Origin of the sequence: Vibrio sp. 10N.222.51.C5 (genome assembly GCF_041474575.1) — a bacterium.
Classification (GTDB): domain Bacteria; phylum Pseudomonadota; class Gammaproteobacteria; order Enterobacterales; family Vibrionaceae; genus Vibrio; species Vibrio crassostreae_C.
The window spans coordinates 159,912-169,526 of the sequence record NZ_JBFRUJ010000010.1 but is presented as its reverse complement, the minus strand read 5'-3'; the positions used below and the strand labels follow the sequence as shown (position 1 = coordinate 169,526).

12 protein-coding genes are annotated in these 9,615 nt (G+C 45.3%); 4 read left to right on the top strand and 8 right to left on the bottom strand.

Annotated features, from left to right (window positions below; all coding sequences use genetic code 11):
- From tnpA to radC, 6 genes are all read right to left on the bottom strand, one after another.
- The coding region (gene tnpA, locus AB4558_RS03970) for an IS200/IS605 family transposase (protein ID WP_372074998.1) at window positions 1-222 on the bottom strand (222 nt) is incomplete at its 3' end.
- A gap of 310 nt (window positions 223-532) precedes the next feature.
- The gene (gene mutM, locus AB4558_RS03965; protein ID WP_372158120.1) at window positions 533-1,342 is read right to left on the bottom strand and encodes a bifunctional DNA-formamidopyrimidine glycosylase/DNA-(apurinic or apyrimidinic site) lyase; all 810 of its coding nucleotides are present in this window, start codon (window positions 1,340-1,342) and stop codon (window positions 533-535) included.
- A gap of 2 nt (window positions 1,343-1,344) precedes the next feature.
- Window positions 1,345-1,869, bottom strand: coding sequence for a hypothetical protein (locus AB4558_RS03960; RefSeq protein WP_372158117.1), 525 nt, complete (start codon window positions 1,867-1,869; stop codon window positions 1,345-1,347).
- 204 nt (window positions 1,870-2,073) lie between these two features.
- Window positions 2,074-2,241, bottom strand: coding sequence for a 50S ribosomal protein L33 (gene rpmG, locus AB4558_RS03955; protein WP_002535344.1), 168 nt, complete (start codon window positions 2,239-2,241; stop codon window positions 2,074-2,076).
- Window positions 2,242-2,254: 13 nt separating this feature from the next.
- The gene (gene rpmB / locus AB4558_RS03950) at window positions 2,255-2,491 is read right to left on the bottom strand and encodes a 50S ribosomal protein L28 (protein WP_004728407.1); all 237 of its coding nucleotides are present in this window, start codon (window positions 2,489-2,491) and stop codon (window positions 2,255-2,257) included.
- A gap of 291 nt (window positions 2,492-2,782) precedes the next feature.
- Complete coding sequence (gene radC / locus AB4558_RS03945) at window positions 2,783-3,457, bottom strand: DNA repair protein RadC (RefSeq protein ID WP_029236389.1); 675 nt, start codon at window positions 3,455-3,457, stop codon at window positions 2,783-2,785.
- Window positions 3,458-3,680: 223 nt separating this feature from the next.
- Here radC and coaBC point away from each other — a divergent pair, with 223 nt between their 5' ends.
- The 3 genes from coaBC to lpxL all read left to right on the top strand — a co-directional run bounded on the left by coaBC (window position 3,681) and on the right by lpxL (window position 6,672).
- Window positions 3,681-4,922, top strand: a complete 1,242-nt coding sequence (gene coaBC, locus AB4558_RS03940) for a bifunctional phosphopantothenoylcysteine decarboxylase/phosphopantothenate--cysteine ligase CoaBC (protein WP_372149076.1) — start codon at window positions 3,681-3,683, stop codon at window positions 4,920-4,922.
- A gap of 139 nt (window positions 4,923-5,061) precedes the next feature.
- Window positions 5,062-5,652, top strand: a complete 591-nt coding sequence (slmA, locus tag AB4558_RS03935) for a nucleoid occlusion factor SlmA (RefSeq protein ID WP_004741428.1) — start codon at window positions 5,062-5,064, stop codon at window positions 5,650-5,652.
- Between the two features lie 39 nt (window positions 5,653-5,691).
- The gene (lpxL, locus tag AB4558_RS03930; RefSeq protein WP_017063085.1) at window positions 5,692-6,672 is read left to right on the top strand and encodes an LpxL/LpxP family Kdo(2)-lipid IV(A) lauroyl/palmitoleoyl acyltransferase; all 981 of its coding nucleotides are present in this window, start codon (window positions 5,692-5,694) and stop codon (window positions 6,670-6,672) included.
- 77 nt (window positions 6,673-6,749) lie between these two features.
- Here the strand turns inward: lpxL and pyrE are convergent, their stop codons facing one another.
- Window positions 6,750-7,391, bottom strand: coding sequence for an orotate phosphoribosyltransferase (gene pyrE / locus AB4558_RS03925; protein ID WP_017059267.1), 642 nt, complete (start codon window positions 7,389-7,391; stop codon window positions 6,750-6,752).
- 107 nt (window positions 7,392-7,498) lie between these two features.
- Entirely contained in the window at window positions 7,499-8,215 is a 717-nt protein-coding gene (gene rph, locus AB4558_RS03920) for a ribonuclease PH (protein WP_009847983.1), read from the bottom strand.
- 248 nt (window positions 8,216-8,463) lie between these two features.
- Here rph and AB4558_RS03915 point away from each other — a divergent pair, with 248 nt between their 5' ends.
- Window positions 8,464-9,330 (top strand): YicC/YloC family endoribonuclease, encoded by an 867-nt coding sequence (locus tag AB4558_RS03915; protein WP_048618554.1) that lies wholly within the window; start codon window positions 8,464-8,466, stop codon window positions 9,328-9,330.
- The last annotated feature ends 285 nt before the right edge of the window (window positions 9,331-9,615 follow it).

Here is a 9,615-nt window from a genome sequence, read left to right as displayed (position 1 = left end):
GGGTTCATGGGGCGGATACACCTTTACGGCTAAGTGCATATGGTCAACCTGGACGTTCAGCTCAACAACTTCACATCCAAGTTGATTACAGTAAACATTCATACACCGATAAACTTCTTTGCCTACATTGTTCTTCAAGATCCTAAATCTGTATTTTGGCGTCCACACTATGTGATATTGACATATCCAAAATACGTGGGGAGCTTGATTGTATCTATTCATGTTATTTATCCTCTTTGACTTCGCTAAAAATCAAGGGAGCATTTAACATGGGTAGAACTACAGGCAAAGCCTAACTGAATGATAACCACCTGCTGAAGTAGGTGGTTTAGGGCGAAAACAAAAACATCCTCCTCTCTTTAATACTTCGATGTAATCCATCAATTTGCACCTAGCTACCATGACGAACCCAAGTTTCCGAAACCGTCAAGAAGTGAAGATAAATAAGTTAAAACCCATAAAAGTACGCTTAGGTGTTCCATCACCTTGAACAACGCAATGAATTTCGCTGCCAAACACGAGTTCAGATTTTCTATACTTGGCACTCTTCGCAATAAAACGTATTGCGCTGTCCGATTTTTAGCTCTTGAATCAATGCTTCGCAGCTTGGACACTTTTCACCGGCTTTCCCATACACTTGTAGCTCTTGAGCAAAATACCCCGGCTTGCCATCCGCTTGTGCGAAATCTTTTAAAGTGGTGCCACCTTGTTTAATCGCGGTGGCGAGCACTTGTTTGATTTCTTCAGTTAACAAGGTCCACTCTGCTTGAGTTATCTTGTTAGCAGGGCGAAGTGGATGAATTCGTGAAGAAAATAGTGCTTCATTGGCGTAAATATTTCCCACGCCGACCACCACTTTGTTGTCCATAATGAACTGTTTGACGGCAACTTTACGCTTTTCTGCTTTCTCAGCGATGTAATCAGCGTTAAAGTCGTCCGTTAACGGCTCAGGACCAGAACCGAGTAACACAGGGTGTGTTTCGTCGGGAGCAGACCACAGCCAAGCGCCAAAACGACGTGGATCGTTGTAGCGTAGTACTTTTCCATTAGTGAGCTTAAGATCCACGTGATCGTGCTTTGCTGCTGGGAAGTCAGCATCTAACACGCGCAGTGAGCCAGACATCCCAAGGTGAACAATGGCTGTTCCGGTATCAGTTTCTATCAATAGGTACTTAGCTCGGCGTGAAATAGAGCGAATCACCTGCCCTTCTAATCGCTTAAGTTCTTGAGGGATATCCCAACGCAATTTAGGCGTGCGAAAAGTAAGGGTTTTAATGGTCTCACCGACTAAATGAGGCGAGATCCCCATTCTGCTTACTTCGACTTCGGGTAATTCAGGCATAGTTAGTCGTCCGATTTAGAGGAGTGGTTAGCGTTAAAGCTTGGAAACAGGTAGCTCTCTTCAATAGACACCGCCAACCACTGATCATTCCAGTTTTTTAACAACCAGAACTCAGGCAATTGATAATAGGTAATACGCTGGGGCTCTTCTTGGTCTTGATACCATACTTCGATGGTGTGTGGTGTATTTAACCGAGGCGTAAGGTCTGTGTAGGTCTGTGAGTCGACTTCCGTGCCCACAAGCTCTTTCCAACGTTGTGACAGCTCTTGTGCATTGGTGGCTTGAGGAAAGTCAGTATCTTCGAACTGGTAAACCCATTGATTATCTTGTTGAATGACAGACCACTTAGCAAAGTGTAACGCTTGAAGCTTTGCTGTTGGGTTCAGGAGATAAGGATAAGGGCTCTCAACCTGAGGCTCAGGTTCGATAAGGTACGCTTTGATCAATGTTGGAAGGTTTAACACGCCAATAAAAGCGATCACACTGAACATGAGTATGTTGTTCCACCGGCGTCCACGATATCTCATCTGATTCTGCTCATCTAACCTATTGAACATTCAGTATATCGTGAAAGTGGCAATACTTTCTATGTTGTACAGATTTCTATCTATCAGAGGCTATATCAAGCAAGAATAATTGAGTTCCTCAAATTGTAGATATAAAAAAACCCAGCGATTAAACTGGGTTTTTCAATTCTTTCTTCTACTGAAGAAGAGCAAAAAAAGCATCAATTACTTGATTTTAGCTTCTTTGTACATAACGTGTTGGCGAACTACTGGATCAAACTTTTTGATCTCAAATTTGCCTGGCATGTTACGCTTGTTCTTATCAGTTGTGTAGAAGTGACCAGTACCTGCAGAAGATACTAGACGAATTTTCTCACGAATGCCTTTAGCCATTGCTTAATTCCTCTTAAACGTTTTCGCCACGTGCACGGATATCAACAAGAACAGCATCGATGCCTTTCTTATCAATGATACGCATGCCTTTAGCAGTTAGACGTAGTTTAACAAAACGTTTTTCGCTCTCTACCCAGAAACGATGAGTTTGTAGGTTCGGCAGAAAACGGCGCTTAGTAGCATTGCGTGCGTGTGAACGGTTGTTACCCGTTACTGGACGCTTACCAGTTACTTGGCATACTCGGGACATGAATGTCTTCTCCAATCGTTTCAGCTCGATATCAACCTTGGTGGCCGAACCTCTCTATCAATTAAAATAGAAGGTAAAAACCGTTATGGAAAATCCATACAAGGCTATCAAAGGTCGCGCATTATACTAACTTGACACGCATTGCTCAAGACCCGAACAGATCCTTTTTACGGATTTCGTGATCTTTTTTTGTGCAGCGCAGCTTGCTTGAGTAATCAGAGCTGATTTTAGGTCTAAAAATGTGGCCGGAATAATAGCAGATTTAACGCAACTAACAACCTAAAATGTGATTCAAATCCATCCACGCTCTGCAAAAGAGACAACTTCGCCATCTCCAACCACAAAATGGTCGAGTATTCGTATGTCCACCAGCGCTAATGCATCGGTTAATCGGCGTGTAATCCGCCTATCCGCTTGGCTGGGTTCCGCAACACCCGAAGGATGGTTATGAGCCAAGATTAATGCCGCCGCATTGTGATGAAGTGACCGTTTAACCACTTCCCGCGGGTAAACCGATGCGGCATCGATGGTTCCTTCAAACATCACCTCGTCCTTTATTACCCTATTTTGGTTATCGAGGAACAATATATAGAAGGCTTCTCGCTGGCGATCACGCAACATGCTCGAAAGATAAAGCTTAGTATGGCTAGGGCTCGTAAGCGCATCTCCACGAGATAAAGTCTCTGCTAGATAACGCTGCGTCATCTCTAATACAGCCTGCAATTGAACATACTTGGCCTGCCCCATCCCTTTATGAGCACAAAACTCTTCCTGTGTTGCTGAAAAAAGATGACGGAGTGAGCCAAAGTCTTTGATCAACTTGTCAGCGAGTTCCAAGACGTTCATTCCTTGTGTCCCTGTTCGCAGGAATATCGCGAGCAGTTCAGCATCACTCAAAGAATCAGGCCCTCTATTTAACAACTTTTCTCTCGGCATCGATTCGGCAGGTATTTTATCTATTGGCATATAAAGACAATCATTGGTCATGAACACAACCCATCACCTTAATGAGATCGTAATCAGAGATCCTTCGATAGAGATCAAAGGAAACGAGACACTAACAAAATCGTGTAATTGATAAGTTTGATAACACCAACTTGATGAGCGTCAACTCTGTTCGAGTTCTGCTTCTAGGCACTAATCCTTTGTTCTGATATCGTAAGTCCCAGAGAAATTAAGGAACAGAATCATGCAAACATTGGTTAATCAACTGGATAACGCTGACCTACAAGGCCTAGCTGGGAAAAAAATCCTACTTGGCATTAGTGGTGGTATCGCTGCGTATAAATGTGCCGAACTGACTCGACGCTTAATTGAGCGTGGGGCGCAAGTACAAGTCGTGATGACAAATGCAGCCAAGGAGTTCATCACTCCTCTCACCATGCAAGCCGTCTCTGGAAGGCCAGTGTCTGATAGTTTGCTTGATCCTGCTGCTGAGGCTTCCATGGGGCACATCGAGCTCGCAAAGTGGGCTGACTTGGTATTACTAGCGCCAGCAACCGCAGACCTGATTGCTCGTATGACAGCGGGCATGGGTAACGACCTACTGACCACTTTGGTTTTAGCAACCGATGCGCCAGTTGCGGTATCTCCGGCAATGAACCAACAAATGTACAGCCACCCTGCGACTCAAGAGAACATTGCGACACTAAAACGTCGTGGTTGTGAAGTTTGGGGGCCAGCGGCTGGCGAGCAAGCGTGTGGTGATGTCGGTATGGGTCGTATGTTAGAGCCAATGCAGCTCGTGCATCGCTGTGAAGACTTCTTCCAACCTAAGCCACTTGCTGGCCGTTCTGTGCTTATTACTGCAGGCCCGACTCGTGAAGCGATTGACCCGGTGCGTTACATTACCAACCACAGCTCGGGCAAGATGGGCTATGCACTGGCTAAAGCAGCCGCGAAACAAGGCGCAACAGTGACTCTAATCAGCGGCCCTGTTTCATTAGCAACGCCAAATAAAGTTAATCGTATTGATGTCGACAGCGCACAACAGATGTTTGATGCCGTTACTGCTAACGCTTCTCAACACGATATTTTCATCAGCTGCGCCGCAGTTGCCGATTACCGCCCTGAGACCATTGCAGACCAAAAGCTTAAAAAGGTCGACGGTAAAGACGACATGACCATTCAAATGGTTAAAAACCCAGATATTGTCGCTTCTGTCGCTTCAATGACCGAAGGTCGCCCATTTACTGTCGGCTTCGCAGCAGAAACTCAAGATGTTGAGAAGTACGCACGCGGTAAACTGGAAAGAAAGAACCTCGATATGATCTGCGCCAACGACGTCTCAGTTGAAGGCCAAGGCTTCAATAGCAGTAGCAATGAGCTGCACCTTTATTGGAAAGGCGGCGATAAATCTCTGCCACTGGAAAGCAAAGACACACTTGGTTTCCAGATCCTCGATCAGATCCAACAGCTTATTAATGTATAAACGCACAAATTTGCTCTGATAATCTGCTGACACCTCTCGATTCTGTTGACCTAGGGCTTACAAAACTAGGAAACAGAATTGAATGGTGTTTATAATCCTTCTTCACTCAATCCTCATCTTTAGGAAAGGAAGTAAATAGATGGCTGGTACTCGAAAATCAAACCGTCGTGAAGAAATCCTACAAGCTCTCGCACAAATGTTGGAATCGACCGAAGGTGCTTCTCGTATCACAACGGTAAAGTTGGCCAAGCAAGTGGGTGTTTCTGAAGCTGCGTTATACCGCCACTTCCCAAGCAAAGCCCGCATGTTTGAAGGCCTGATCGAGTTCATTGAAGAAGCGTTGATGTCTCGAATCAACCGTATTCTGGATGAAGAGAAAGACACGCTAGAGCGCATACGCCTAGTACTACAACTTATCTTAGTTTTCTCAGAACGTAACCCAGGCCTGACTCGAATTTTATCTGGTCATGCTCTAATGTTTGAAAATGAACGCCTGCGTGATCGCATCAACCAACTTTTCGAACGCATTGAGACGCAACTTCGCCAGATCCTGCGTGAAAGAAAGCTTCGTGAAGGGAAATCATTCCCGGTTGATGAGAAAATCTTAGCCGCTCAACTGCTCGGTCAAGTTGAAGGCAGCTTGAATCGATTTGTTCGCTCAGACTTCAAATATCAACCAACAGAAAACTTTGATGCTTATTGGGCACTGCTAAGCGCTCAGATTAAGTAGCAATCAAATTAAGTGGCAATCAAATCTTAAGTGATGGTTATGACGACGAAAACTTCTTCAGCAAACGGCACAGCACAACACGTGATTACTAAGCCGCCTTTTACTCTAGCTCTACTTCACCCTAAATATTGGGGTGTATGGTTTGGTTTTGGGTTATTGGCGCTTATTGTTAACGTTCTCCCTTATCGCCTCTTACTGCTGTTAGGCCGATCGTTAGGCTCTTTGGGTGCTCGCTATGGTAAAAAGCGCGTCGCGGTAGCAACACGTAACTTGGAGCTCGCCTTCCCAGACAAGCCAGCAGATGAAGTCGCGGCAATGGTCAGTGAGAACTTTAAGAACACAGGTATGGCACTCATCGAAACCGGCATTACCTGGTTTTGGCCTACGTGGCGCTTCAAGCGCATCCTAGTAGATAAAGACACCCAAACACTGCGTACGCACAAAGCTAACGGTAAAGGTGTTCTTCTATGCTGTGTGCATGCCTTAAACCTAGAGATCACTGCGCGAGCAATGGCTGTTCTCGGTATTTCAGGTTTAGGTGTTTATCGCCCGCACAACAATCCGGCTTATGAATTCATTCAATACCGTGGTCGTACTCAAAACGGCAACCGCCTGATTCACCGTAAAGACGTGAAGCGTATGATTCGAATCCTGCGTCAGGGTGAGATCCTTTTCTACCTACCGGATCATGATTACGGTCGTAACAAGTCTGTGTTTGTGCCTTTCTTCGCTGTAGAAGATGCATGTACTACAACAGGCACTAGTATTCTGGCTTATACGAGCCGATGCGCACTTGTTCCGGGTTCTGGTTTTAGAAATGCCGATGGCAAGTATGAGATCATGGCCGATGAATCGATCGAAGATGACTATCCACAGAAAGATGAGAAAGCGGCTGCCGCCTACATGAACCGCTACCTTGAGAAGATTATCTTAAGAGCACCAGAACAGTGGATGTGGCTGCACAAGCGCTTTAAGACCATGGAAGACCCAGAAGTGGAGCGCGGCATTCGTTATAAATAATGAATACTGAACCAAAAGAAAAGGGGCTGATGAATCATCAGCCCCTTGTGCATTCTATAGTCTAATTACGAGTAGTATTAGATGCCGTATTGAGCGCGGTACGCTTTTACTGACTCTAGATGTGCTGCGTCTGTGCCTTTCTCTTCAAGGAAAGTCACCAAGTCAGTCAGGCTAACGATTGAGATAATCGCACAACCGAAGTCACGCTCAACTTCTTGAATCGCAGACAGTTCGCCTTTGCCCTTCTCTTGACGGTCGATAGCAACAAGCACGCCCGCTAAATCAGCGCCATTTGCTTGGATGATTTCCATCGACTCACGAATCGCAGTACCTGCAGTGATCACGTCGTCCACTAACATGATGCGACCTTCAAGCGCGCTACCGACAAGGTTGCCACCTTCACCGTGGTTTTTCGCTTCTTTGCGGTTGAAGCAGTAGGGCGTGTCTACATCGTGGTGATCCGCTAGTGCAACCGCTGTCGTCGTTGCAATTGGGATACCTTTGTATGCAGGACCAAATAGTACATCAAACTCAATGCCAGAATCAGCCAATGCTGCTGCGTAGAAGCGACCTAAGCGCGCTAGGTCACGACCTGTATTAAACAATCCAGCATTGAAGAAGTAAGGGCTCTTGCGGCCAGACTTTAAAGTAAACTCACCAAACTTAAGTACTTCTTTCTCTAGTGCAAATTCAATAAATTCACGTTGATATGCTTTCATGCTCATCCTCTATGTTTACTCAATAAAACTTAACTTACGCCCTGTACCACCCTTTCAGGTTTTACAGACAAAAAAATAGCCCCCAAATTGGGAGCTATTAAAAATGACTAGTCGGCCAACGCAGCTTTCTGCGCTTCAACAATATCAGCAATGCCCTTATTCGCCAGGGCTAAAAGCTGCATCAACTCTTCGTGGCTGAACGGTTCGCCTTCTGCGGTACCTTGAATCTCAATCATCTTACCGTCTTCCGTCATTACAACGTTCATGTCGGTATCGGCTGCTGAGTCTTCAACGTACTCAAGGTCACACAGTGCTTGTGCACCAACGATGCCCACTGAAACTGCCGCTACGTGGCCTTTCATTGGGTTCTTTTTCAGTTTGCCGCTTGCTAGTAGGCTGTTGATAGCATCAGCCATTGCAACGCTTGCACCTGAGATAGAAGCAGTACGAGTACCGCCGTCTGCTTGGATAACATCACAATCGACAGTGATCATAATTTCACCCATTACTTTCAGGTCAACAACAGCACGTAGGCTACGAGCGATCAGACGTTGGATTTCCATCGTACGACCACCTTGCTTGCCGCTCGCCGCTTCACGACGGTTACGAGTGTGCGTTGCACGTGGCAGCATGCCGTATTCAGCCGTTACCCAACCCTTTCCTTGGCCTTTTAACCAACGCGGTACGTTTTCTTCTACCGTCGCATTACATAGAACTTTAGTGTTGCCGAACTCAACTAATACAGAACCTTCAGCATAAGCTGTGTAGTTACGAGTAATTTTAATTGGACGAATTTGATCTACAGCGCGGTCATTTGGACGCATTGGTATCTACCTTATTAACAGTCTGAAGTGATTTACTATCGAAAGAGTGCATCACCTAAGAAAGGGGTGAGACAGTTTTGATTGGGGCAAGATTATATAGCAGTTTATCGTGCAAATCTATTTACCGTTCAAAGCTATTTATCACGAAAGGCTATTTACAGTGAAAAGCGACAGGCTTCGAGAGCACACCATATCGTGATACTATGCGTGCGCGTTATTTTCAGAATGATAAAAGACAGGAAAATTCGATGATTTATAGTATGACCGCGTACGCACGCAAAGAAGTAAAAGGCGATTGGGGCACAGCAGTATGGGAAATCCGTAGTGTAAACCAACGCTACCTAGAAACTTACTTCCGTATGCCTGAACAGTTCCGTGGTTTAGAGCCAATCTTGCGTGAGCGTTTCCGTAAGCGTCTTGCACGCGGTAAGGTTGAATGTAACCTACGCTTTGAAGCAAACCCTGCTGCAAAGGGAGAACTAAGCATTAACGAAGGTTTGGCTCAGCAAGTAATCAATGCGGCGAACCAAGTAATGACGATGACTGGCGAAGAGAGCCGTTTGAACCCATTCCAAGTCATGAACTGGCCTGGTGTGATGGAAACGCCAGAGCAAGACATGGATGCCATCAACAAAGACCTACTTGAAGCATTCAACGATGCTATCGCAGAGTTCATTGATGCTCGTGCTCGTGAAGGTGAGAACATGAAGGCGCTAATCGTACAGCGCTTAGATGCAATCACTGAAGAAGTAGTGAAAGTTCGTGCACGCATGCCTGAGATCCTAGAGTGGCAACGTGAGCGTCTTCTTACCAAATTTGAAGATGCGAAAATCGAACTTGAAGGTTCTCGTGTTGAGCAAGAGCTTATCCTACTTGCGCAGAAGTCAGACGTAGCAGAAGAGCTAGACCGTCTAGATTCTCACGTGAAAGAAGCAAATGCAGTACTGAAGAAAGGTGGCGCTTGTGGCCGTAAGCTAGACTTCATGATGCAAGAGTTCAACCGTGAGTCAAACACGCTAGCGTCTAAGTCTATCAGCACAGACATCACAGCATCAGGCGTAGAGCTTAAGGTTCTTATCGAACAGATGCGTGAGCAGATCCAAAACATTGAATAACAGTCTGTAAGCTGTACACGATAAAGAATAATCAGCTTAATCAGTGTTGATTAGATCAAAATGAGCTCCTAATTTTAGGGGCTTTTTTTTATGGATACAGTAATAGTAATCAGGATGAGCAAGTGACTGGTTGTTACGTAGAAGGTTGAGTTAGAGCAAAGAACAGATACAACGATAGTTAGAACGAGATAACGGACGTAAAACAGGATTTTTGAATACTTAGAGAGGGTATTGCTAATGGAGAAGAGTGTTGCGGTAAAACTGAGGGGGGAAACAAATTTGAGA

What these genes read in the sequence shown, in the direction of transcription:
- mutM (WP_372158120.1), bottom strand. Translation starts at nt 1,342, where the DNA reads ATGCCTGAATTACCCGAAGTCGAAGTAAGCAGAATGGGGATCTCGCCT.
- AB4558_RS03960 (WP_372158117.1), bottom strand. Translation starts at nt 1,869, where the DNA reads ATGAGATATCGTGGACGCCGGTGGAACAACATACTCATGTTCAGTGTG.
- rpmG (WP_002535344.1), bottom strand. Translation starts at nt 2,241, where the DNA reads ATGGCTAAAGGCATTCGTGAGAAAATTCGTCTAGTATCTTCTGCAGGT.
- rpmB (WP_004728407.1), bottom strand. Translation starts at nt 2,491, where the DNA reads ATGTCCCGAGTATGCCAAGTAACTGGTAAGCGTCCAGTAACGGGTAAC.
- radC (WP_029236389.1), bottom strand. Translation starts at nt 3,457, where the DNA reads ATGCCAATAGATAAAATACCTGCCGAATCGATGCCGAGAGAAAAGTTG.
- coaBC (WP_372149076.1), top strand. Translation starts at nt 3,681, where the DNA reads ATGCAAACATTGGTTAATCAACTGGATAACGCTGACCTACAAGGCCTA.
- slmA (WP_004741428.1), top strand. Translation starts at nt 5,062, where the DNA reads ATGGCTGGTACTCGAAAATCAAACCGTCGTGAAGAAATCCTACAAGCT.
- lpxL (WP_017063085.1), top strand. Translation starts at nt 5,692, where the DNA reads ATGACGACGAAAACTTCTTCAGCAAACGGCACAGCACAACACGTGATT.
- pyrE (WP_017059267.1), bottom strand. Translation starts at nt 7,391, where the DNA reads ATGAAAGCATATCAACGTGAATTTATTGAATTTGCACTAGAGAAAGAA.
- rph (WP_009847983.1), bottom strand. Translation starts at nt 8,215, where the DNA reads ATGCGTCCAAATGACCGCGCTGTAGATCAAATTCGTCCAATTAAAATT.
- AB4558_RS03915 (WP_048618554.1), top strand. Translation starts at nt 8,464, where the DNA reads ATGATTTATAGTATGACCGCGTACGCACGCAAAGAAGTAAAAGGCGAT.